Source organism: Methylobacterium organophilum (assembly GCF_022179465.1).
GTDB lineage: Bacteria > Pseudomonadota > Alphaproteobacteria > Rhizobiales > Beijerinckiaceae > Methylobacterium > Methylobacterium organophilum.
This window is the reverse complement of record NZ_BPQV01000007.1, coordinates 233173-254243: the sequence shown is the minus strand read 5'-3', so window position 1 is coordinate 254243 and position 21071 is coordinate 233173. Positions and strand designations below refer to the sequence as shown.

General features: G+C 68.4%; 21 protein-coding genes and 2 pseudogenes. 19 read left to right on the top strand and 4 right to left on the bottom strand.

All coding sequences use genetic code 11. The features are described from left to right. Positions 1-56 precede the first annotated feature (56 nt). The 13 genes from MFF21_RS13975 (at position 57) to MFF21_RS13915 (ending at position 13976) form a co-directional block, all read left to right on the top strand. Positions 57-1238 (top strand): hypothetical protein, encoded by a 1182-nt coding sequence (locus MFF21_RS13975; RefSeq protein ID WP_238311728.1) that lies wholly within the window; start codon positions 57-59, stop codon positions 1236-1238. 3 nt (positions 1239-1241) lie between these two features. Then, complete coding sequence (locus MFF21_RS13970) at positions 1242-1658, top strand: hypothetical protein (protein ID WP_238311727.1); 417 nt, start codon at positions 1242-1244, stop codon at positions 1656-1658. A 79-nt stretch (positions 1659-1737) separates the two neighbouring features. Further along, positions 1738-2685: a hypothetical protein gene (locus MFF21_RS13965; protein WP_238311726.1), complete on the top strand. Its 948-nt coding sequence runs from the start codon at positions 1738-1740 to the stop codon at positions 2683-2685. Next, positions 2667-4715 carry a putative phage tail protein gene (locus tag MFF21_RS13960; RefSeq protein WP_238311725.1) on the top strand — a complete coding sequence of 683 codons (2049 nt, stop codon included), beginning with the start codon at positions 2667-2669 and terminating at the stop codon, positions 4713-4715. The genes MFF21_RS13965 and MFF21_RS13960 overlap by 19 nt, the downstream gene beginning before the upstream one ends. Positions 4716-4845: 130 nt before the next feature. Beyond that, on the top strand, positions 4846-5460 hold the full coding sequence (locus tag MFF21_RS13955; protein WP_238311724.1) for a hypothetical protein: 615 nt from the start codon (positions 4846-4848) through the stop codon (positions 5458-5460). 9 nt (positions 5461-5469) lie between these two features. Then, on the top strand, positions 5470-6261 hold the full coding sequence (locus MFF21_RS13950; RefSeq protein ID WP_238311723.1) for a hypothetical protein: 792 nt from the start codon (positions 5470-5472) through the stop codon (positions 6259-6261). Between the two features lie 7 nt (positions 6262-6268). Beyond that, on the top strand, positions 6269-6802 hold the full coding sequence (locus tag MFF21_RS13945) for a hypothetical protein (RefSeq protein WP_238311722.1): 534 nt from the start codon (positions 6269-6271) through the stop codon (positions 6800-6802). Positions 6803-7000: 198 nt separating this feature from the next. Then, positions 7001-7630: a lysozyme gene (locus MFF21_RS13940; RefSeq protein ID WP_238311721.1), complete on the top strand. Its 630-nt coding sequence runs from the start codon at positions 7001-7003 to the stop codon at positions 7628-7630. Next, positions 7630-8220: a hypothetical protein gene (locus MFF21_RS13935; protein WP_238311720.1), complete on the top strand. Its 591-nt coding sequence runs from the start codon at positions 7630-7632 to the stop codon at positions 8218-8220. Before MFF21_RS13940 ends, MFF21_RS13935 begins: the two co-directional genes overlap by 1 nt. 77 nt (positions 8221-8297) lie before the next feature. Continuing rightward, complete coding sequence (locus MFF21_RS13930; RefSeq protein WP_238311719.1) at positions 8298-8711, top strand: hypothetical protein; 414 nt, start codon at positions 8298-8300, stop codon at positions 8709-8711. 153 nt (positions 8712-8864) lie between these two features. After that, the gene (locus MFF21_RS13925) at positions 8865-9044 is read left to right on the top strand and encodes a type II toxin-antitoxin system HicA family toxin (protein ID WP_238311718.1); all 180 of its coding nucleotides are present in this window, start codon (positions 8865-8867) and stop codon (positions 9042-9044) included. Positions 9045-9105: 61 nt separating this feature from the next. Further along, positions 9106-9510, top strand: coding sequence for a type II toxin-antitoxin system HicB family antitoxin (locus MFF21_RS13920; protein ID WP_238311717.1), 405 nt, complete (start codon positions 9106-9108; stop codon positions 9508-9510). Between the two features lie 521 nt (positions 9511-10031). Further along, the gene (locus MFF21_RS13915; protein ID WP_238311716.1) at positions 10032-13976 is read left to right on the top strand and encodes a S8 family serine peptidase; all 3945 of its coding nucleotides are present in this window, start codon (positions 10032-10034) and stop codon (positions 13974-13976) included. Between the two features lie 94 nt (positions 13977-14070). On the opposite strand, the pseudogene MFF21_RS13910 reads toward MFF21_RS13915, so the two are convergent. Continuing rightward, positions 14071-14243 (bottom strand): annotated as a pseudogene (locus MFF21_RS13910) (IS5/IS1182 family transposase); the annotation flags it as partial. A 120-nt stretch (positions 14244-14363) separates the two neighbouring features. Here MFF21_RS13910 and MFF21_RS13905 point away from each other — a divergent pair. After that, positions 14364-14840, top strand: coding sequence for a phosphate-starvation-inducible PsiE family protein (locus MFF21_RS13905; protein ID WP_238311764.1), 477 nt, complete (start codon positions 14364-14366; stop codon positions 14838-14840). A gap of 37 nt (positions 14841-14877) precedes the next feature. On the opposite strand, the gene MFF21_RS13900 is transcribed toward MFF21_RS13905, so the two are convergent. Then, on the bottom strand, positions 14878-15249 hold the full coding sequence (locus tag MFF21_RS13900) for a hypothetical protein (RefSeq protein ID WP_373325009.1): 372 nt from the start codon (positions 15247-15249) through the stop codon (positions 14878-14880). A gap of 389 nt (positions 15250-15638) precedes the next feature. Between MFF21_RS13900 and MFF21_RS13895 the strand changes: the two genes are divergently transcribed. From MFF21_RS13895 to MFF21_RS13875, 5 genes are all read left to right on the top strand, one after another. Next, positions 15639-16121, top strand: a complete 483-nt coding sequence (locus MFF21_RS13895) for an Hsp20 family protein (protein WP_238311714.1) — start codon at positions 15639-15641, stop codon at positions 16119-16121. A 93-nt stretch (positions 16122-16214) separates the two neighbouring features. After that, entirely contained in the window at positions 16215-16739 is a 525-nt protein-coding gene (locus MFF21_RS13890) for an Hsp20/alpha crystallin family protein (RefSeq protein WP_238311713.1), read from the top strand. A gap of 117 nt (positions 16740-16856) precedes the next feature. Continuing rightward, positions 16857-17255 (top strand): hypothetical protein, encoded by a 399-nt coding sequence (locus tag MFF21_RS13885; RefSeq protein WP_238311712.1) that lies wholly within the window; start codon positions 16857-16859, stop codon positions 17253-17255. A gap of 127 nt (positions 17256-17382) precedes the next feature. Then, positions 17383-17616 carry a hypothetical protein gene (locus MFF21_RS13880; RefSeq protein WP_238311711.1) on the top strand — a complete coding sequence of 78 codons (234 nt, stop codon included), beginning with the start codon at positions 17383-17385 and terminating at the stop codon, positions 17614-17616. 31 nt (positions 17617-17647) lie between these two features. Continuing rightward, positions 17648-18400, top strand: a complete 753-nt coding sequence (locus tag MFF21_RS13875; protein ID WP_238311710.1) for an NADH dehydrogenase ubiquinone Fe-S protein 4 — start codon at positions 17648-17650, stop codon at positions 18398-18400. Positions 18401-19353: 953 nt separating this feature from the next. Here the strand turns inward: MFF21_RS13875 and MFF21_RS13870 are convergent. Together MFF21_RS13870 and MFF21_RS13865 are read right to left on the bottom strand one after the other, a co-directional pair. Then, positions 19354-20133 (bottom strand): annotated as a pseudogene (locus MFF21_RS13870) (IS5 family transposase). A gap of 39 nt (positions 20134-20172) precedes the next feature. Continuing rightward, positions 20173-20988, bottom strand: a complete 816-nt coding sequence (locus MFF21_RS13865; RefSeq protein ID WP_238311709.1) for an NAD-dependent epimerase/dehydratase family protein — start codon at positions 20986-20988, stop codon at positions 20173-20175. Positions 20989-21071: the final 83 nt, after the last annotated feature.

Sequence of the window (21071 nt, the reverse complement as noted above, 5' to 3'; positions counted from 1 at the left end):
AGGGCACCCTTAACCTGCCGCGCCGGTCGTTCCGGACGCGCCGGAGCCTCATCCTCATGGTTGCCAACCTCGATTTGCTCGGCCCCGCTTCGGCGGTCGGAGCCGTGACCTCGCGGCCGTCCGACACCCGCATTTTCGGTGGCACCGACACGTGGTTCGCGCCCTGTTCGAGCCAGGCGAACCGCGACGGCACGCAGCTGCAGGCCGTCTGGGCGAATGCCCTGCTCGCCCAGCTGCGCTACGCGATCCGCGCATCCGGGATCGATCTCGACAATGCCGACGACGCGATGCTGTGGAAGGCGATCGCCAGCCGTACGCCGGGCCCGGCGCTCTGGCATCACGGCACGGATACATCGAACGCAGCTGCCGTCGTCAGCGCAGCCGTGTCGCCGGTGATCGCGAGCTACGAGCCCTTCGTCGCCTACATCGTCAAGGTCGCCCACGACTCCGTGGACGGTGGGACGCAGGCGAACCTCGGAGCGGGCCTCCGCAACGTGGTCCGGCCCGATGGCACGGCGATCCGGAGGGGCGACTGGGTCGCGGGCCAGACCATCGTTCTTCTCGACGATGGGACCGCACTCCAGTTGCACGGCATAGGAAGCGCGCCGGCGCCGCTGTATCGCGGCACCAACTCGGGTAGCGTCAACACGATCGTCGCCAGCCTCTCGCCGAGCCCGGCCCGCTACGAGGTCGATGCCCTCTACATCATCGGCCTGTCGGGCTCGAACACCGGGCCGGTCACAGCCGACCTCAATGGCTTCGGCCCCAGGAACGTGGTGCGCTCGAACGGCAACGCGCTGCGCCCGGGCGATATCAGCCGGGTCGCGGCGCTGACCTATGACGGCACGAACCTGGTGCTCCTGAACCTCGCCCAGGAGATCGCGCCGCCCGGATCAGGCTTCACGGGGACCCAGCAGCGCTTCGCCTATCTGCCGCAGACCGGCGTCAACTCGCGGCTGAGCGCCAGCTTCACGGCAACCTTCGCCGGCGTGGTGCTGGTGTTCTCGACGCTCAACTCCAGCCCGTCGAACGGCAACATCTCCAACTCCGCGACGGTGTCGGTGAACGGCAACGCCACCACCGGGGCAGGCGACAGCATCTCCGGCGCGAGCACCTCGATCGCGAGCGCCAAGGTCTCGGCGGGGGACGCGGTGACGGTGAGCAGCGACTGCCAGCCATCCCAATCCATCCAGTTCCCGGCGTCGCAGTACCTGACCTACCTCTTCATCCCGGGCTGACCCATGCAGACCTATCTTCTTCTGGATCCCGCGACCGGCCGCGGGATCGGTTCGTCGCAGACCTCCGTGCCCGGCTACGAGCCGCACGAGCACGAGGTCCCCTGTACCCTCGAGCAGTTCGCCGCCCCGAAGGCCTGGATGCTGCAGGACGGGGCCCTCGTCCCGGCCCCCGCGGAGCCCCCACCGGTTCCGGGCGCGGTATCCAGCGTGCAGGCCCAGATCCAGCTGCTGCGGATCGGCCTGCTCGCCCAGGTGAAGGCGCTCGTGGCCGAGGGGACCGACGAGGTGAAGCTGTGGTTCGACAAGGCCTCGAGCTGGCAGCGGACCAACCCCTATGTCGTGCAGATCGGTACCACTCTCGGCCTGACCTCCACCGAGATCGACGACCTGTTCCGCGCGGCCGCTCTCATCGAGGCGTAGAGCCCGGGCGACGGCCGCACCGGCGCCTCGTCCCCGCCCGCCGCCCTCCGAGTCCCCCATCCCGTCTCCCGAGAGCCCGATGACCGATCTGGTGACCGTTACGGTTCCGGCGCTGCCTGCGGCTGCCCAGATCACCGGCAACGAACTCGTGCCCGTGCATCAGAACGGCCGTCTCGTCCGCGTTCGGCAGACCGAGCTGACCCGAGGCGGTGCGGCCTTCGTCGAGCGCGTGGCGGCCGTGGCGATGACCAGGGGCACCGTGGTAGTCGGTGCCGGGCTGCAGATGATCCAGGCCGACCCCTACGATCCGAGCCATTGCGGCCGTGTCCTCGGCATCCTGACGCAGGACGTGGCCGTTGGCGTGAGCGGCCTGGCGCAGTCCATCGGCCCCATGACAGGGATCCTCGGTGCCTTCGCCGGCGGCGATCGCCTCTTCATAGGGGCAGGAGGCTCGCTGGCCAACGCCGTGCCGAGCGGTGCGAAATGGCGCCAGCCGATGGGGCGCGCCGATGCGGCGAACGCGATCACCGTCGCCCTCGGCGAGGCTTCGATCATCCGGGACGACGTGGGCGCAGTGGGCGGCCTCGCCTCCTTTAGGTTGCGCACCTTCCTCGGCGACGTGCCCTCCGACTCCTCTGCCCGAGCGGTTATCGAGGCCATCATCCCGCTGGCGTCCGTCACGATCGGCGACCAGACCACGACCATTCCGGATGCGATCGAGGGCTGCGCAGCCATCCACCATACCAGTGTTTCCGATCTGGATTATCACTGTCTCTCCACGGATGTGCAGGTCGGGCTGGTGTCTCTCACCGCGCCGCGCACCGTGTTCCTGCCCGCTCGCTACCCGCTCGGGCAGGTGCTCTTCATCGCGGACGAGAGCGGGGCCTGCTCCGAAACCCTCCCGATCACCATCCAGGCCGGCACGGGTGACAGCATCGCCGGCCAGGCCTCCGTCCAGATCACCAATCCCTACCAGGGCCTCGGCTTCCGCCGTGGCGCCGCCAATCTGTGGATCCGCGCCGTATGAGCAGGCTTCGCATCTCCGTCCTTCTCGGCGTCCTGCTCGCTGCCGGGCCGGCGCTTTCTCAGGACCGCCCGCTTTCGCCGGGCACGCTGAAGAGCGACGGCACGATCAGCTTCGGCTCCGGCCTGCCGAGCCTCGGCAAGCGGCAGGCCGGCAAGACGATCCTGACCCCGGACGTCCTGCAGATCACCGGGCCCGGCTCGACGGGCGACGCATCCCTGATGAGCGTGGCGCCGAACACCACTGCGCCGGTCGGGACCCTCGCCAAAACCATCTCCGGACTCGCTCCTCTAGCCGGTCCCGTGTTCACTGGGACGCTCGGGGCGCAGGTCCTGTCGCTTACGGGCTCCGGCTCGACCGGTGACGTGTCGCTGATGTCTGCTCGGGCGCCGGGCGCCAGCGGTTCTCGCACTCAATCGGATTGGTTGGGCGCAACCCACTTCAACGTGCCATCGGTCTCGGCGCTGAAGGCTTGGCCGACCGCTCCTTTGGTGAACGGCGCCGCCGTTAGGACATCGGGCTACTACGAGGCAGGCGATGGGGGCGGGGCGACCTATACTTGGGCGTCGACCTCGACCTCGGCCGATGATGGATGCACCGCGATCGCGCCCTCCGGCGCTTCCGGCCCGGGGCGTTGGATACGCGGCCCGATCGGCGGGTTCCTGGATGCGCGCACCTGCGGCATCAAGGCGGACGGCATCACGGACGACACGGCTGCGCTCAACACTTCGATCGCGACCTGCCAGGGACGCGGCACCGAGGGCAAGCCGGTCTGCAGAGTGGCGCTCCCGAGCGGTCAGATCCTCCACCGGCCGATCACCTTGAGCCGAGGCATCGATCTCGATGCAGACCCGCGCGGGACCACGCTGCTGGCTGCTGCCGGGACGACCGCGCCGGGCGTGACGATTGCCTGCGCCCACGATGGTTTCGACTACTATGCCTCGGGCGGTGCGCCGCCCTGCCAGATCCGGCTCGGCAACCTGATCCTGAAGCATCCCGACAAGAATGACGCGGCCGGCCGCAACGTCGCCCACGGGCTCGCAATTCAGAGCCCGGCCAGCAACCCGGTCTACACGGTGGTGAAGCTCGACAACCTCGAAATCTTCTCGCCGCCCGGAGATGGCCTCAACGCCTCCGGCTGGTGGAACGGGTTCGCGGTCATCAACAAGCTCTACGTCAACGGTGCCTACCGCGACAACGTCTCGGTGACCGGGGCCTACGACTGGCGCATGTACGCCGTGGACCTGATCTATGCCGGGCGCGACAATATCCTGTTCAACTCCAGCGGGGGCTTCAACGTGTACGGCCTCAAGGCCTACGCGGGGGTCCGTCGCGGCGTCGTCATCTACGATCAGGCTGGGGCGCCGGGGGTCAACTACATCTACGGCCTGTCCGCCGACAACAACGGCGAGCACAACATCTGGTACGACAGCCAAGACCCCTATTCCGCTTGGGGCATCTACGGCGGCAACACGGACCGCGCCGGCTCCTTCCTCAACAAGCCCAATCAGTTCTCCGACATCTATATGGCGGGCGCGGCCAACTCCCGTCTGACGATCGGCGGCAATTTCCGGTTCAATGCGGGCTACAAGACCGCATCGGGTTCGGGCCAAACCTCGAAATTCGCCATCGAGTTCGACCCGAACTCCTCCGCCACGGTGCGGGTCGACGACACGCTTTTCGGCGGCGGCAACCCGACGACGGCGAACGGCTGGTCCAACGTGCCCGCCCGGACGCTGGGCAAGGGCGGTCCCCTGCTGTTCGACGGCGGCGTGCGGACGACAGGAGCCGACCCGGGCGTTCGCCTGGACGATGTCCAGGACAACACGCAGTTCGGGAAATTCTCGCTCACCGGGGGGCAGTTCGCCCTGTACGACAGCCGCCAGGGCCGCAACAGCCTCGTCCTCGACACCGATGGACGGCTGGTCACCTACGGCATGAGTGTCCAGAATTTCCCGACCTCGCCGAGCGGGCTGCCCAGTGGAGCGGTCTACCGGGACACGTCGTCGAACGCGCTCAAGTTCGTCCCGTGATCCTCGTTCGCTTTACCGGGGTGGCCTCCCCGTAGCTCGTCAGAAGTCGCCGTGATGAGCTTCATCCCGCAGCGCTGACGCGCGGCCCGAGCGGAACGGCCGTCTCGCTTCATCATTCCGACGGGTTGCCATGTCCGGTTCTGCCTATGTCGAGCAGCGCCTCGTGCGCGGCGACGACACGCCTCCGCTCGTCTGGCGCTTCGGCACCGCTGGCGCCTCCGAGATCCCGGCCAGCGCGGAGTTCGAGCTGACGATCTGGTGGCCGGCGCTCCTGCGTGCCGACCTCTCTCAGGTCGAGGCGGGCCAGATCGTTGCCGCCTCGCCCGCCGCGCTCGCCGTCGATGTGGCGGGCGGGACGGTGACGTGGAGCTACAGCACCGGCCAGAGCCTAAGCCTGCCGGCAGGCGGCCTGGGGCGCTATGCCCTGCGCTGCCTTCACGGCGGACACCGGCAGACCTGGGCACAGGGCCGCATCTGGGTCGAGGATGCCCCAGCAGCGGTGCAACCACCCCAGAATGGCGGGTCCGGTGGGGGCGCCCCTTCGCCAGGCGGGTCCGGGGCGACCGAGCGGGCCCAGGTCACGCCGGCCGGCACCTGGATCATCCCCCATGGGCTCGGCCGGCGCCCGATCGTCACCGTCTACGACACGTCCGGCGCCGAGATGCTCGCCGACGTCGTCGCGACCGCCACCACCGTCACCATCGTCTTCGCCGTGCCCACCGCCGGCTCCGTCGTGCTCGCCTGAGGATCCGCCATGCCGAAAAAGGTCTCGAACGGCCTCGACCTCCAGAACCAGCGCATCCAGAACCTCGGCGACCCAGCCGCGAACACGGATGCGGCCAACAAGCAGTATGTCGACAACGTCGCGCGCGGCCTGTCCTGGAAGCAGCCGGTGCGCGCGGCCTCGACGGGCAACGTCACCCTCTCGTCGCCCGGCGCGACGCTCGATGGTGTCACGCTGGCCGCCAACGACCGCGTGCTCCTGAAAAACCAGTCGAGCGGCGCCGAGAACGGCCTCTACGTCTGGACGGGCGCGGCCGCGGCACTGACCCGCGCGCTCGACGCCGACACCGGCACCGAGCTCAACCCGGGCACCGCGGTCACCGTCACCGAAGGCAGCGTCAACGCCGACAAGGTCTATCTCGTCATCTCGGACGCCGCGGTGACCATCGGGACCACGGCGACCACCTGGGGGACCCTTGGTGGGGGCGCCAGCTACACGGCGAGCAACGGCGTCCAGCTGTCCGGCTCGAATTTCACCGGGGTGGCGGCCCCAGGCGGCGGTCTCGCCGTCGGCTCGGCGGGCTTCTCGATCGACACCGCCGTCGTCTCGCGCAAGGTCGCCGGCAACCTCGGAAACGGGTCGGCCACCAACATTGCCGTGGCGCATAACCTCGGCAGCAAGGACGTGCTGGTGTCACTGCGCCTCAACGCGACCGACGAAGAGGTCATGGCCGACTGGGTCGCCACCGACACGAACACCGTCACCTTCAGCTTCGCCTCCGCGCCGGCGTCGGGCGCCTATCGCTACGCGATCCAGGGCTGAGTGAGTCGTGAGCAAGTTCGCCTCCGCAGCCGAGCTCCTGGCCGGCCTCGATCCGCGCAAGATCGTCACCGCCTACGCGCTCAAGCAGGCCGGCTTCGGGCCGATCGCCTACACCCAGATCGGGAATTCCGGCGATCTCGGCACGACGCCTGCGGCCTCGGTCACCTTCACGGGGCTCGGCGCATACACCGACCTGTCTTTCTCGTGGATCAACATCTCCCACGACTACTCCACGTCGGGCCAGACCTTCAGCGCGGCGATCTCGACGGACGGCACGAATTTCAGCGCGGCGGTCGCCTTCACCCCCTCGATCTCGGCGGCGGGCCAGCTCAACGGCCAGGCCCTGCTCTCCGGAAACGGTCAGCGTCGCCCGGTCCTGCGCTGCGGCATGGTCACCGGGAACATCTCCGAACCCGGGCTCGTCTCGGCCCTGGAAAATCCGCGTCTGCTCACGGTGGCGGCGCCGATCGTGGCGATCCGGTTCACCCCGACCACCTCGGGCAACTTCGACGCCGGCCAGATCCTCGCATACGGCCGCTGATCACGGCCGAAACGCAGCGACGAGGCGAATTTCGGGCTCGTCACCACCGTCGGGATCGCCTGCTCGGGACCTATCGCCCGCAGCGCTGACGCGGCCCCGGAGCCTCCATCCTTCCGGGCAGGAGCCGCCTCGCACGCGAGGGCGGACCAACTTCCGGGCCGCGCCAGCGCCCCACTATACCACGCATCGGAGATCGCGATGGACCTCTCTCCCATCGGCCGCGCAGCCCTCAAGGCGCGCGAAGGCGAGCGGCTGACCGCCTACAAGGACGCGGTCGGCATCTGGACCATCGGGGTCGGGATCACCACCGCCTCGGGCCTGATCGTCGTGAAGCCCGGGCTCACCATCACCCAGGCGCAAAGCGACGCGCTCTTCGCTCAGGGCGTCGAGAAATACGTCGACCCGGTCCGGAAGGCCCTGCGCAGCGATCGGGCCTGGCCGCAGGAGTTTTTCGACGCCTGCGTCTCGCTCTGCTTCAACATCGGGCCGGTCGCCTTCGCGCAGTCCAGTGTGGTCCGGCGCGCCAATGCCGGGGACATGGCGGGCGCGATCGAGGCGTTCCTGATGTGGAACAAGCCGGCCTCGATCATCCCGCGCCGGCAGGGCGAGCGCGACCAAGCCGCGACGCCCTACAGCGAGGCCCTCCCGAGGGCCCGGCGCGGGGACAAGAGCCCCGTGAAGGTGCCGGCCGGTGCGGCGGTTCTGGTGCCGAAGCTCCCCTCCCAGCCCGCCCCCACAGGCGGGCTTTCTTCTGCACCCTCGACCCCGGCGAAGCCGAGCCTGCTCGACGCCCTCGCAGCCCTCTTCAGGAAGAAGGAAACCGCCTGATGTCGTCCGATTGGGAGAAGGTCGCCGGCCAGATGGCCGTAGCCGGGTTGCCGTCGCTCGGCACGCTCCTCGGCGGTCTCGCCGGCACAGCGCTCATGCCGGGTGTCGGCTCTGCCCTTGGCGGATCGCTCGGGGGCGCGGTGGGCAAGGCCGCAGCCGCTGCCGTGGGCGCCGCTCTCGGCGTACCACCGACGCCGGAGGCAATCGCCGAGAAGGTCGCCGCCGATCCGGACGGTGCCAGGATCGCGCTCGCCCGGATCGACGCGGATGCCCGCATGCGTCTCGCTGAGCTGCAGGACGTGGCCAGCGCGCGTTCCATGCTCGTAAGCCTGGAGCAGGAGCATGCCGCGTCCGGCAAAGCGCCGGCCATCCTGTCGATCGTCGGCGTGGTAGGCTTCTTCGCGATCGTGGCGGTGCTGATGCTGATGCGCACCGATCCTCCGACCGCCCTCGCTCACCTCATGGATACCGTGCTCGGTGCGGTGATCGTGATCTTCAAGCAGATCTACGATTTCTGGCTCGGCTCCTCGCGCTCCTCGCAGCGGAAAGACGCCCAGATCGGCGCCATGCTCTCGGCCGCCCGCCAGTAGCTCGACCCTTCCCCTCCACCGGGAGGGGTTTTTCGCGCGACCGGAGCACCGTCGCGCCTCCGGCCTTGGGGGCCACTATGTTCTCGACCCTTCTCGAGTACGGCAAGACCGGCGCGGCCATCCTCGGCGTCGGCGGCACCTTCCTGGCCGCCTACACGTCGCTCGGGCTGCCGTTGCCGGCGAGTCAGGCCTTCGTCGAGGCCAAGATTGCGACCGTGGTGACGTCGATCGACGCGTCGAACAGCGCGACGTCGAAGAAGATCGACGGGCTCGCCGTGACCACCCTCGAGCTGCAGCGCCAGGCGATCGTGCAGCAGAGGGCGCGCCTGCGCTTCGAGACGGCGGCGAATGCGGCGGTCTATCCGAAGGCCGACAGCGTGCGGCGCGTGACGTTGGAGCGGCGCTCGGCCGAGATCCAGGACGAGATGGCGGAGCTGGAGCGGAGCGACGAGGATCTTCGGGCCAGGATCACTAAGCTCCGCCAGCCGTGATGAGCACCCGGAAGATCGGCCTAGAACCTTGGCCGCCCGGCCTCGCGCTTGGCGGCTTTTACCCCACCTCATTTCGTACACACGAAATACACATTTGCCTTGCGCTCCCCGTACGGCGTGTGTATTTTATACTTACCGAAGCGGAACGGAGACATGGATTCGAGAGATCTCATTCGGATGCTGAAAGCGGCAGGCTGGACCCAGCACTCAGTCACGGGAAGCCACCACCACTTCAAGCATCCAGCAAAGCCGGGGAAGATCACAGTCCCTCATCCCAAAAAGGACATGCACCCGAAAACGGTCGCGTCCATCAAGAAAGCGGCGGGGCTCTAGGCCCCGCCTGTCCGTGTCTCTCGTTCCGCTTCACTTTTTCGGTATTCTATTGGTGTCGCTCATGAACTCTTATTTCGCATTCCTTCATCCCCCGGAGGATAACAGTTCCTGGGGCGTGACCTTCCCCGATCTGCCCGGTTGCGTCTCCGAGGGCGAAACCTTCGAGGAAGCGGTACATGCCGCCCGCGAAGCTCTGTCCGGTCACTTGGCTGCCCTGCGCGCTGATGGCGACCCGATTCCTGCGCCTCGCACATGGTCGGAGATCTCGGAGGATCCGGAGGTAATGTCGACCGGTGCACTCGCTCAGCTGATCGCCCCACGGCGCGTTCCGGGCGAGCGGCTCCGCATCAACATCACCATCGACAAGGGGCTGTTGCGCGTGGCCGACGAGGCGGCAGAAGCGGCCGGCCTGACCCGGTCCGGCTTCATCGAGAAAGCGCTGGAGGCGGCGACCGAGCCCGCATAGGGCATCATTAACTGAGGCTGGCTTGCCCCTTGCGACGCCCTGTCACTTTCCTCCCAGACGTTTCCTCGCCCGCCCGGCTCAGCCGCGGCGGGCTTTTTCATCTCACGGGCCAACCCGGCGCACCGGCAACGGCCTGCCATCGAAAACGTGCTGGGCGAGAGATCCGCTCCAGTATCCGTGCGTCGTCTCCATCACGGCGCGGACGCGGGCGAGCCACTCAGCCTCAAGCCGCCAAGTCCCCTTCAGGGCCGCGCAGGCCCCCGCTTGGTTGGAGCGAAGCCGTGCTTCGGCGCTCGGGGCGCGTCGAAGTCGCCGGCCATCCTACCGTCTGACCTCAAAGTGCCCACCAGGGAGTGCTAAACCGGCATCGCCGGGGGGCCCTCTGCCGAAGCTCCGCAAAGGTCTCAAGGAGGAAGTTCCGCTGGACGCCGAGGGGGGCGGGCTCGATGATCCGCAGGCGAATCGCGTCGTGATCGGGCTCCGCCCGGTCGGACCGGCGCCACCCTCCCACTGGATCGACCGTGCACAGCCCCATTTCCCTCCGCCTCGCCGTGGCGTCGACGACCTCGCTGGCGGCTTTGCTTTTGTCGGCCGGCACCGCCATGGCGCAGACCGCGGCGAGTTTCGAGACGCCGGAATATTTCGCCTCCCATGCACTGGCGCAGGTCAATGCCGCCGAAGCCTACGCGCTGGGCTTCACCGGCAAGGGCGTATTGATCGGCATCGCCGACACCGGCCTCGATTCACGCCACAGCGAATTCCTCGGGCGGGTGCTGCCGGGCTATAATTTCCTCACCAACCGAACGCTGGAGCCGGGGACCAACTCCGACGTCACGCCGCATGGCACCCACGTCACCGGCATCGCGGCTGCCGCGCGCGACGGCAAGGGCATGCACGGCGTCGCCTTCGAGGCGCAGATCGTGCCTGCGAAGCTCGGGGCATTCGGCGGGCTCGATCTCTATGCCTCGACGCCGTGGCCTTTTCTCGCTTCGCAGGGCGTCTCCGTCATCAATGCGAGTTACAGAATCGGCGGCGAGCCATCGCCGCTCGCTCCAGACGTCACGAACGTGACGCGCAACGAGGTGGTGACGCAGTTTCCCAAGGTCCTAGAGGGCGCGCGTGGCCTCGCCGAGGCCGGCATCCTGATGGTAGTGGCGAACGGCAACGCCGCTCTGCCGAATCCCGACCCTTTACCGGCCCTGCCGCATCTCTTTCCGGAATTGAAGGACAACTGGCTCGCGGTCGGAGCGGTCGACGCCAACAACGTCATCGCCGACTTCAGCAATCGCTGCGGCGTCGCCCGGGACTGGTGCCTGGTGGCGCCGGGCGTCGGCATCTACTCGACACTGCCGAGCCTGCGTAGCTCTCCCACCCAGATGCGCTACGGCCTCGATGAAGGCACCTCCATGGCGGCGCCGGTGGTGACGGGAGCCGCGGCGGTGCTGAAGCAGGCCTTTCCCTGGTTCTCGGCGTACGAACTGCAGCAGACGCTGTTGACCACCGCGACCGACCTCGGAGCGCCCGGCGTCGATGACATCTATGGATGGGGCCTGCTCAATCTCGGCAAGGCGGTGCGCGGCCCAGCGCAGTTCGTCGCCGACTTCGAAACCGATACCAAAGGCTGGTCGGGCACCTTTTCCAACGACATCTCGGGCGTCGGCGGCCTGATCAAGACCGGCCTCGGCACCCTCGAACTCACCGGTCACAACACCTATGCCGGCGGCACCGCTGTCTACGGCGGCACCCTGGCCATCTCAAGCGATGTCAATCTCGGCGCCGCCGGCACCGGCTTGGCCATCGGCGGCGGCACCCTCGAGGTCCTGGCCGACGGCTTCACCACCGCTCGCCCGCTCACGCTGAGCGGCCCCGGCACCCTCCAGATCGATCTCGGCACCGCCACCTTCGCAGGTCCGATCGCCGACGGCAGCCGGCCGGGCGTCCTCGTCAAGACCGGGCCTGGCTCCGTTGTCCTATCGGCGGCCAACACCGTCACGGGCGGCGCCTCCATCGAGGCCGGGACGCTGGAACTGACGGCGGAGGGGAGCCTCGTATCACCGGTGACGGTCCATCAAGGGGCGAGCTTCGTCAACGCGGGCGCCATCGCAGGCGGTGCAACCAATGCCGGCACGCTTTCCACCAGCGGCACGATCAACGGTGGCCTGACCAATGCCGGCACCGTGCTTGCCAGCGCCGGCCGCATCGACGGGGCGATCGCCAACAATGCCGGCCTGCTCGCCGTTTCCGGCCCAGTCGCCAGCAACGGCACCCTGGCCAACGCCGCCGGCGCGACACTCGCCGTCACCGGCAGCTACAGCCTCGCCGGCCCACTCACCAATGCCGGCCTCGTCACGGTCGCCCGGACCGCCAGCCTCACCGCAGCCGCCGGCCTCAGCAATGCCGGGCTCGTCGCCAGCGAGGGCACCCTCACCACCGACCTGACCAATACCGGCATCGCCCGCCTCTCCGGCCAATTCAACGGTACGCTGACCAATGCCGGCCTGCTCCAGATCACCGGCCCGCTCGCCGGTCTCACCACGCTGACCAATACCGGCGCCCTGGACCTCGGCGGCGGCGCCCTCACCGTGGCAAGCCTCGAAGGCTCCGCCTCCGCCGTCCTGGGCAACGGCGCCCTCACGGTCACGGGCGCGGCCTCCTCGGCTTACGCCGGCGCCATCCTGGAGAGCACCAGCCCCACCAGCCTGATCAAGGCCGGCACCGGAACGCTCTCGCTCAACGGCACCGGTCGCTTCTCCGGCCCGACCACGATCCAGGCCGGCACGCTCTCGCTCAACGGCGTCTGGACCTCGCCGGTCACCGTCGCGGCCCCCGGCACGCTGCGCGGCATCGGCACCATCGCGGCGCCCGTCACGGTCGCCGGCGCCCTGCGGCCGGGCAACTCCCCCGGCACCCTCACCGTGCTCGGCCCGGTCGCCTTCGCCCCCGGCAGCAGCTTCGGCCTCGACATCGACGGCCCGGGCACCGGCACCGGCGCGGGTAGCTACGCCCGCCTCCTGGCGCTCGGCACCACCGGCACGGTCGCGGCCAACGGCACCCTGGTGCCGGTCCTGCGCGGCATCACCGGCAACGCCACCAACAGCTTCACCCCGGCGCTCGGCCAGCGCTTCGGCGTGCTCGCCGCCCAGGCGGGACTGTCGGGCTCGTTCACCGGGCTGGCCCAGCCGACGGCGGGCTTGCCCGCCGGCACGCGCTTCGACGCGCTCTACGCGGCCACCAGCCTCGACCTCGTGGTGACACCGGCCGCCTACGGCAACCTCGCCGGCCTAGGCCTCTCCCAGTCGGGCAATGCCCAGGCGGTGGGCGCCGCCCTCGATAACGCCCGCCCGGCCGCCGGGACGCGGCCGGACGCGATGCGGGCGCGGGTGTTCGACCCGCTCTACGCGGCGGACCCGGCGACCCTGGCGGGCGGCCTGGCGAGCCTGTCGGGCCAGAGCTACGGCGATGCGGTGATGACCGACCTCGCCGCGCGCCGGCTGATCGCCGACACGATCGACCGGCACCAGCGCGGGCTGGGCGGGGGTGCGACGGCGTTCAGCGCGGGCGATCTGGGCCTGGGCCCGAACCGCGCGACGCTGCAGGTGCGCGGCGGCGCCGGGGCTGCCGATCAGCCGCTGGCAGTGGGCGAGGGCCGGGTCTGGGCGGACGCGCTGTACGGGTTCGGCACGCGGGCCGGCGACCGGGCCGCCTCGGGCGCCGGGTTCGATGCGGGCGGCCTGCTGCTCGGCCTCGACCGGCAGGTCGGGGCGGATACGCAGGTGGGCGGGGCGTTCAGCTACCTGCGCGAGGACGGCACCTCGCGGGGCGCGGGGCTGGGCCGGTTCGCCAGCGACAGCTACGGCGGCACCCTCTACGCGAGCACCCGCCTGGGCGCAGTGGTGCTGCGCGGCACGGCGGGGGTGTCGTACGCGGACGGGCGGATCGACCGGACGGTGGCGCTGGGCTCGGCGGTATCGCCGACGAGCGGCTTGGCCTCGGGCTGGAGCGGCGGGGTCGCGGGCTTTGCCGGATACGTGCTGGCGGCGGGTCTGCCGGTCGAGGTCGTGCCGGAGGTGGGCTTCAGCTACGATCGCCTGACGCGAGGCCGGGTGGCCGAGCGGGGTGGCCTGGCCAGCCAGGGCTTCGCGCTGGCGGATCTCGATGCGGCGCGCAGCCTCGTGGGCGGACGCGTGACGAGCGTGGCTTTCGCGGGCGTTGCGGACCTGCGCCTGGAGGGCCGGGCGTACTGGGCGCACGAGCTCGCCGACACCTACGCGGTCGTGCGCTCGGGACTGTTCGGGGCGGCCTTCGCGAGCCGGACGAGCGCGCTTGGCCGGGACGGCGCGGTCCTGGGGGTGAGCCTGACGGGTGCAGTCGCGGAGGGCGTGCAGCTGAGGCTGGGTTATACGGGCGATCTGCGCTCCGGCGCCACCGCGCAGGTCTTCTCCGCAGGCCTCCAGGCCGCCTGGTGAGGTCTCCGTGAACCACCGCCCGCGAACGCTCGCGGGTCACGCCGGTCGCGGCGTTGCCGACCGCCTGGGCGTGAGGTGCGGATTCAATGCTCCAAAGGCGGTCGTAGCGCGTGCGACACGGCGCCAGTTCTTGAGGTGGCCGAACAGGCGCTCGATCCGATTGCGCTACCGGTAGGTGATCCGGCGCTTGGCCGGAACGACGGCCTGCCGCAGAGGTCGCGCCATGCTAATATCGGCCACGTTGCCCGGGGTCAGGGCGAACGCAAGCAGCCAGGAGAGGAAGAGGCTTGGAAAGTGGAACGTCCGACGCCTGATGATGCCGGTGAACCGCGGCCGAGCCCTGGCAAATTCCCGTTCGGGAAACACTTTTCTGCGGCGGCCGACACATTGCGGGACACGCGCAAGGCGTGGCCAGGCCTGAGCCTCTACGAGCGCTTCGAGGAGGTCGTCGTCGTGATCCTGACCGGCCTCATCGGGTTGGTCATCGTTGCGGCCGTGATCAACCTCTGCTTCCGCGTCGTGCGGCTGATCATCTTCGGCCTGCTCGATCCAGCCGAGCACAGCGTGTTCCAGGCCGTGTTCGGTATGATCTTCACGGTGCTGATCGCCTTGGAGTTCAACCACTCCATCCTGAGCGTGTTGCACCGTCAGGAGAGCATCATCCAGCTGCGCACCGTCATCCTGATCGCCCTGCTGGCACTTGCCCGCAAGTTCATCATCCTGGATGCGAGCAAGACCGAGCCCCTCACCATTATCGGTCTAGCGGCCGCCATCCTTGCCCTCGGGGCCGTGCACTGGCTCGTGCGTGACCAAGATCGCAAGGACACGCAAGCTGGCCCTGGCGCGGCGCCACCGCGAGGTTGAGGCGCCGGCCTCGGATTGGAGGCCGGCGCATAGGATCCTAATCGTAAGGGTCGAAGGCCGGCCCGTAGCCATAGCCGACCGGCCGAAGTCCGAAGCGGCGCGGACCGTAGAAGCCGTCGCGCTCCACGACGACCTCGCGGACCACGGGACGAGGCTGGTATACGACCGGCCGCTCCTCGACGATCTCTCGTACGATCCGGCGGGGACGAACCACCGGGCGCTCCACCACGACCTCGCGCACCACCTCGCGTGGCGGTGCCACGACCCGGCGCTCCACGATGGTGCGGCGGGTCACCACGGTCTCGGGCGCATCGTAGGCATCGTAGCCGTACCCGCCTGCCTGGGCGGCGCTGCTGCCGAGCAGCCCGCCGGTTCCGAATGCGGCCACCAGGGCCGCCACTGCAATCATCCTCATGCTCTTGTTCACCCTCTTACACGAACATGGCCGCACGGAGCGGCTGCCCTGGAAACGTCGATGGGCAGCGTTTGGATGAGTCCGCGATGGTCGCGGGGCGCGGATTGAGGTCGGGCGGCAGCAGGCCAAGGCGGTGGTCGCCGAACGTCGCGGAGCTTATCGCGCCGCCGGCATGATCGTGGGTGCTCTGTCCTCAATATTCCAGCACCCACCGCTTCCGACCATTCGTCCGAAGCAGACGAAAAAATTATCGCAGCCTTTGGAACCAGCATGCACCTGGCCCGTTACGCGCGTGCGAGGCCCGATATGGCTCGCACCATGGGCGCCGGCCACGCGGTGTCCGGTGTCCCTTGTAGTCACGTTGCTCATCGGAGGATGTGGTTATGAGGACCTACGACGTTGCGCCCCTATTCCGTTCCTCGGTCGGATTCGACCGGCTCTTCGATCTTCTCACGCAGGCCGAACGCGCTGAAGCCTCGGCGGCCTGGCCGCCTTACAACATCGAGAAGGTGGCCGAGGACGCCTATCGCATCACGATGGCGGTGGCCGGCTTCACGCCTGACGAGATCGAACTCACCCAGCATGACACCGCACTCCTCGTCTCCGGCCAGAGAAAGGGCCAGGAGGGCGAGCGCCAGTACCTGCATCGCGGCATCGCCGCCCGCACGTTCCGCCAGACCTTCAATCTGGCCGAGCACGTGAAGGTCACGGGTGCTTCGCTAGAGAACGGTCTGCTGACTATCGATCTCAAGCGTGAGGTGCCGGAGGCCCTGAAGCCCCGCCGCATCGCCATCGGCGGCACGCAGGCCGCCGTCGGGCAGGACAACGCGCCGGCTCAGATCGAGGGCGAGGCCAAGGCCGCCTGAACCCCGGCTTATGAACGACACCCCTCTCGCGCGGGTCCACCGACCCGCAGGGGAGGCCTCATGCATTCAACCATGCTGATGGAGACGAGAGCCATGAGTGTGAGAGATCTGATCCCCTGGGGCCGCAGCACGAACGCCCCCGTGCCGAACCGGATGCGGGACGAGCCCGTGAGCCCCTTCTTGACGCTTCACCGCGAGATGAACCGCCTGTTCGACGACGTGTTCAGCGGCTTTGGTGGCGGAGCCCTCTCGCCGGCGATGCGCGGCCTTGGCTGGCCGAGTGTCGAGATGGTCGAGACCGATCAGGGCTTGCGCGTCTCGGCCGAGCTGCCGGGCTTGGAGGAGAAGGATGTCGAGCTCACGATTGACGATGGCGTCCTGACGCTGCGGGGCGAGAAGCGGGCGGAGACGACTGACAAGGAGCGCGGCTACACGGAGCGCTCCTACGGCCGCTTCGAGCGCAGCCTTGTCCTCCCGTTCGCGGTCGAGGAGGACAAGGCCGAGGCCTCGTTCAAGAACGGCGTGCTCAACGTGACCCTGCCCCGCTCGACCAAGGCGCCGGAGCGCGGACGCCGCATCCCGATCAATGGCGACACGCCGCAGACGACGACGCACTGATCGGGAGCCTCCCTCGAACAGGGAGTGAGAGGAACGACTGAACGCATGACATGGCGGCCGGCGCGGACCTGCAGGTCGCGCCGGCGGCTCAACCTTTGCTCAACCGAGGAGGGTCCCATGCAGCCGCTTGAAACAACCATCGAGCGCCTCGGCCCCGTGGCCTCCGCCACGCTCAGAGCGTCGGCCGTAGATCCGTTCGAGGCCTTCGTTGCGCCCGGAGACGTGTTCCGGCACCCGCGCGAGGTTCTGGCCTATCCCAGGCTCTCGACTGCCGAGAAGCGGGCGATCCTGGCCTCATGGGCGTCTGACGCCCGAGCGGTCGAGTCTTGCCCGACTTTGCGCTGCCTGCCGGGTTGCCGGGCGGAGCCGGTGCCGCTCCACGAAGTCCTAGCTGCGCTGCAGGCGCTCGACGGGGAGGTATTGACACGATCGACGGACGAGACGACCCGGCGGCGTCTCCCGCTCGCGCGCCGCTCGCCCCCCGCGGGGGCAGCCTCGCAACCCCGTCCGAACTGACGGCAGGAGGTGCGGGATGGCGACTCTCCACCTGAAGGGCGGATCTTGGCGCTTGCCCAGGTTGCGGTGGCCGCCACAAGCCGAGCCGCGGCTCGGTGCAAACCGGATGGTGATCACGGACTGCCTCATGTCCACCGCCCTGTGCGTTGGCGCGGCAGCATTCCTGCCGGCCGCAATCGCCCCTTGGGCCCTGGCCACGCTGCTCAACCTCGCCGGCTTCGTCTGGCTCGGCGTCGCACTCACGACGGCTGGACCGCCCTTCGGACGCGGGCATTTGACCGCCTGGGACGGCGCGCTGCTCTCGTTTGCCGCGAGCTTCTGCGTGCAGGCCGCCGCGCGCCTCGGGGTCTTGGGCACCTGACTTCATCGACGCATCGAAGCTGGAGGCAACCATGCAGGAGCATGTGATTGGCATCGGACATAACAACCCGCCCGTATCGGCGGTCGCGCCGCCCTGGCTTGCCGGTCGGCGAGCTGTCATCCGGCGTCACGGGCGGCCCGTCGGGATGGCGGGCCGGGCGCACGCGGACAAGTGGGTTCTCACCTTCGAGCGCAACACGCCACCCGAGATCGACGAATTGATGGGTTGGACGGGCGGCGGCGATACGCTGGCGACCGAGGTTCGACTCACCTTCGGGACCAGGGCGGAGGCTGTCGCATATGCGGAGCGCCAGGGGCTCGACTACAGCATCGAGCCGGAACCCGCACGGCCGGCCTCGGTGACTCTGGTTACGCCTTGGCTGTGGAACAGACGTCCTGCCCCGCCCCTGGGCAAGCCGCTCGGCGTTGCACGGCGCCAGAAGGCTGCGGCGTGTCATACGCCTCGGGAGTATGGCCGGCCGCAGCTGCCTGACATGGAGCGGGCTCTCGTGAACCCGGCCGCCGTCTTCGCCGAGCCGTGGGATGTGCTGAATCACCCGCGACTGATGACCGGCTGCAAGCGAGAGATCCTGCACCGCTGGGCCTGGGACGAGTACCTCAAGGAGGTGGCGGCAGACGAGGGGATGTCGGAGGGCGAGCCATCCCGCCTCGACGCGGTCAAGGCGGCGCTCTTGGGCCTCGGAGAAACGTGGCGGCCCAAACCTTTCGCGCCGGCCGCATCCGCACCGCGTCTGCCCGAGGAGGCGGAACTCGCCGCCGCCTGAATCGAGGCGCAGGGAACTCCGTGAGTAAGTAGAGCGGCAGGCGCTGTCCGGGCCTGCGCCGCGGGTTGGATCGTTCGTTGACGACCTTTGCTTCTATGAAGGAGGGTCAGGATGGGAGGAGACCGGAAGGAACCGGGAACTCCGTTTCACCTCGTCACCGGCGCCATGGGCTTGCGCTTGCCGCGATGCCATGGCTGTTCGATGACGCCGGTGGTCCACTGGCAACTTGGAGCGCCGTGTTTGCAGGCGCCCTGGTGATACGTCTCGGGCTCTTGGCCGCCCTCATTTTCTGCGAGCGGAAGGTGTGAGCTCAGACTGTGGTCGGAGCCTGACTTTTAGCCGCGCCTTGGCTTCAGCACTGGGACCATCAGCTGCGGTTGACCTGCGTCCATGTCATCGTCGGCGCCGCCGTCGTCGTTGCCGTCGCGGCTGCTGGGATCCGAAATGGTAAAATCGGCCGGACAACCCTTCTTGGCAGCCGGGCTCAGGGTAGCGCGCCGCTCGCATCCTAAAGCATAGACCTCCGCATGATTATGAGCCACGACATGGTGGTGCCATGGCGGCCGCCTACAGGTCCGCCTCTTCCTACAGAACGGACATCTGGGCCGGCAGGATCGAAGGTCCGGAAGGGGTCGGAGGCGGCTGAAAGCTGGGATCCCCCAAGGGTTTGACCTTGGTCGGCAAGATCAAGGATTGCGAGACAACGGACTAGCTCCACATCTTCCGGACGACGGAGTCAAAGAGAGAGGTGGGCAAGTCCCTAAGAAGGCAATACCTGTACTCCTGACCACCGATGACGAGCGCGACGCCCCGGGTGAGCACCTTGAGCATAGGCAGCCGCTCTGCAATGTCTGCTCCCGGATGGATCTCCACAAACCGTCGGGCGCGTCCGGAAGGCAGACCGCCCTCGGGCGATCTAGAGGCTGTTACGGACCGCTGCGAAGTCAGCGGCTCTAGCGTAGGAGTAGGACGCTGAAGGCGACGAGATGCAGTCCGGCCAGTGTGGCGGGCAAGCGTTCGTAGTCGCGGGCCAAGCGGCGGAAGCGGGCCATCCAGGCGAAGGTGCGCTCGACCACCCATCGGCGTGGTAAAAGGACGAAGCCGCGCTTGGCCTCGGGCAGCTTCACCACCTCCAAGGCAATCCCGTGACCGGCCGCCGCCTTCGCGGCACGCTCGCCCGTATAGCCCTGATCGACATAGGCGAGATCCACGCTGTCGCCGGTTGCCTCCTGCACGGCGTCGGCCAGCGCGGCCACGGCGGCGCGGTCATCGGCATCGGCGGGCGTGACATGGAGTGCCAGGACTTGGCCGAGCGTATCGACCGCCGCGTGCGGCTTCGAGCCACGGGTGCGCTTGTGCCCGTCCCAGGCGGCACGAGCGCCGCTCTCGGGCGTCGAGCGGAGCGTCCGGCTGTCGAGCACCACGGCGGAGGGTTCCTCGGCACGCCCCGAAGCCAAGCGCAACACGGCGCGCAGGTCGTGGACCAGAGTCTCGAAGCAGCCGGCCCGCAGCCAGCGTTGCGCCTGGTCATACACGGCGTGTCAGGGCGGCAGATCGTGGGGCATCGCACGCCAAGCCACACCATAGCGCACGACGTAGCGCAGCCCGTTGAACACCTCCCGCAGGCTATGCTCGCGCTGGGCAGCGGTCTCAGGCAGCAGCGTCAGGTAAGGGGCGACCAGAGCCCATTCTTCATCGCTGACATCGGAGGGGTAGGCGCGGCGGGACTGCATCCCTGCAAAACTGGCGCCTCCCCAGGTCCGTAACAGCCTCTAGAGCAAACCCTGCGCGACCGCTTGGTAGATCGTTCGGACCACCGGCTGGAAGCCCAGACTGCGGGCCAAGGTCCCATCGGCCTGCATGTTCCAAGGGTTCTCGAGCAGCGCCGCCGACGGCTCCATATTCCCGCCGGCCAATGTCACCAGTTCGTAGATCGACAGCGGGGCATCGTCGACGATGTTGACGGTGCGCCGATCCATCCCGCCTCGTAATGCGATCAGTACGGCGGTGGCGACATCGCGGTGATGGACTGTGCTCATCCTCTGAGCGGGATGCCATCCGAACCTCGGGACGTGCTTGGGCAGGTCCTCCAGATGACCGTCGCCATCCCCGTAGACGAAGCCCAGTCGCAATATCGACCAATTCAGCCCGCTATCGCGCAAGGTCTGCTCGGCCGCGAGCTTGCTGGCCGGGTACGCAGCCTCGGGAGCGACGGTGTCCTCCTCTCGCCCGGGATGCACGCTATTTGCGCCGTAGACGTTGGTCGTGCTGGCCATGATGAACCGTGCCTCAGGCGCGTTGATCCGCACGGCGGCGACGAGGTTGCGTGTCCCGTCGAGGTTGCTGCGCCAGACCAGATCCGTATCGAGCGTGCGGAAGCTCGCCGCGAGATGGACGACGGCCGTGATGCCCTGCACTGCGTCTACAAGAGAGGCATCAGCGAAGAGATCGCCCAGAACCGTTGTCGCCCCGGCTTGCGTGTAACCGCTGCCCCGTATCAGTGCGCGACAATCCAGCCCGGCGTCCAGCAAGCGCGGCAAGAGCCGCGCGCCAACCAAGCCGGTCGCTCCGGTCAACAAAATCGTCATGGGTCCACCCCCGTGCCCGCGCGTTTGGTGAGTCGCCCTGTGGCGGTGCGCAGAACCTCCACGGCGACGGCGATTTCGGGCCT

Excerpts from the sequence above, each read along its gene's own strand:
- MFF21_RS13955 (WP_238311724.1), top strand. The coding sequence starts at position 4,846 with ATGTCCGGTTCTGCCTATGTCGAGCAGCGCCTCGTGCGCGGCGACGAC.
- MFF21_RS13920 (WP_238311717.1), top strand. The coding sequence starts at position 9,106 with ATGAACTCTTATTTCGCATTCCTTCATCCCCCGGAGGATAACAGTTCC.
- MFF21_RS13970 (WP_238311727.1), top strand. The coding sequence starts at position 1,242 with ATGCAGACCTATCTTCTTCTGGATCCCGCGACCGGCCGCGGGATCGGT.
- MFF21_RS13895 (WP_238311714.1), top strand. The coding sequence starts at position 15,639 with ATGAGGACCTACGACGTTGCGCCCCTATTCCGTTCCTCGGTCGGATTC.
- MFF21_RS13900 (WP_373325009.1), bottom strand. The coding sequence starts at position 15,249 with ATGATTGCAGTGGCGGCCCTGGTGGCCGCATTCGGAACCGGCGGGCTG.
- MFF21_RS13950 (WP_238311723.1), top strand. The coding sequence starts at position 5,470 with ATGCCGAAAAAGGTCTCGAACGGCCTCGACCTCCAGAACCAGCGCATC.
- MFF21_RS13975 (WP_238311728.1), top strand. The coding sequence starts at position 57 with ATGGTTGCCAACCTCGATTTGCTCGGCCCCGCTTCGGCGGTCGGAGCC.
- MFF21_RS13965 (WP_238311726.1), top strand. The coding sequence starts at position 1,738 with ATGACCGATCTGGTGACCGTTACGGTTCCGGCGCTGCCTGCGGCTGCC.
- MFF21_RS13880 (WP_238311711.1), top strand. The coding sequence starts at position 17,383 with ATGTCCACCGCCCTGTGCGTTGGCGCGGCAGCATTCCTGCCGGCCGCA.
- MFF21_RS13875 (WP_238311710.1), top strand. The coding sequence starts at position 17,648 with ATGCAGGAGCATGTGATTGGCATCGGACATAACAACCCGCCCGTATCG.
- MFF21_RS13935 (WP_238311720.1), top strand. The coding sequence starts at position 7,630 with ATGTCGTCCGATTGGGAGAAGGTCGCCGGCCAGATGGCCGTAGCCGGG.
- MFF21_RS13885 (WP_238311712.1), top strand. The coding sequence starts at position 16,857 with ATGCAGCCGCTTGAAACAACCATCGAGCGCCTCGGCCCCGTGGCCTCC.
- MFF21_RS13865 (WP_238311709.1), bottom strand. The coding sequence starts at position 20,988 with ATGACGATTTTGTTGACCGGAGCGACCGGCTTGGTTGGCGCGCGGCTC.
- MFF21_RS13925 (WP_238311718.1), top strand. The coding sequence starts at position 8,865 with ATGGATTCGAGAGATCTCATTCGGATGCTGAAAGCGGCAGGCTGGACC.
- MFF21_RS13930 (WP_238311719.1), top strand. The coding sequence starts at position 8,298 with ATGTTCTCGACCCTTCTCGAGTACGGCAAGACCGGCGCGGCCATCCTC.
- MFF21_RS13890 (WP_238311713.1), top strand. The coding sequence starts at position 16,215 with ATGAGTGTGAGAGATCTGATCCCCTGGGGCCGCAGCACGAACGCCCCC.
- MFF21_RS13940 (WP_238311721.1), top strand. The coding sequence starts at position 7,001 with ATGGACCTCTCTCCCATCGGCCGCGCAGCCCTCAAGGCGCGCGAAGGC.